At 38.7% G+C, this 846-nt stretch carries 1 protein-coding gene; it reads right to left on the reverse strand.

Features of this window, described 5'->3' with window-relative positions:
• Positions 1–9 precede the first annotated feature (9 nt).
• On the reverse strand, positions 10–846 hold an 837-nt coding region (locus tag IAQ59_RS22025; RefSeq protein ID WP_209333014.1), incomplete at its 5' end, for a 6-bladed beta-propeller.

An 846-nucleotide genomic window follows, 5' to 3' on the forward strand; every position in this document is an offset into this window, starting at 1 on the left:
TAGTTGCTATCAATTAAGGGGAAACTTCGCAAGGTCAAGAATGAGAAGTGAAGGATTTCCCTCCTCTTTATAATGGGATTTTTCACCCTTCCTATCTTGGGCGTATACCACGCAAATGAGGGAATGGTCGCCTTGATAGGGAGTTCCATTGGTCAAAATGGAATATCCATCCAACCCCAATTTGCCATCGTCTACTACTCGGTAGAAGGTAGTCTTACCATTTGTCTTTTCATAAAGAGCTAAACAACCTTCATATTCATAGGTCACCGAAAACCAGATTTTCTCTGTATCTTCCAACACAATATACTTTGACATGATGTAACCCCTTAAGTCTCTATTGACAAAATGATTGAAAATTTCATCATTGGTCTTGGTCTTCCAAGTCGACTGAGGGGATTGATTGCCCATATCCAGATAGATTGCATTTGCAATTTCGCCTCCCCTTAGGGTGAAAATGGTATCCGTAAAGTAATCATTATAACGTACTTCTTGTGCGAATTTGGAAAATACCTTAGGAGGACATAGGGAAACCATGCCTACACCTGCCTCAGGTATTTCCCGACGCTGATTTCTTAAATTACGAATAGGATAAAAGTCATTATCTAAATAGATCATTTCAAAATCAAAATCAGGATCTTTCGAATAGGAATTTCCCCTAAAAAACAGGTAATTTCCACTGACTTTCTCAAATTGGATTACAGAAAATGGCACATCGATTTTTGATTGGTACAGCCCCTCCAGATCAAATATAAGAATCTGACTGTTTTTCGCATCAAAGATTTCCAATGTACCGCCTTCCTTGTCCACGATAAAATCGTCAAAGGCAAAATCCATATCAGGAAAATC

The organism is Lunatimonas salinarum, from assembly GCF_017811155.1.
GTDB lineage: Bacteria > Bacteroidota > Bacteroidia > Cytophagales > Cyclobacteriaceae > Lunatimonas > Lunatimonas salinarum.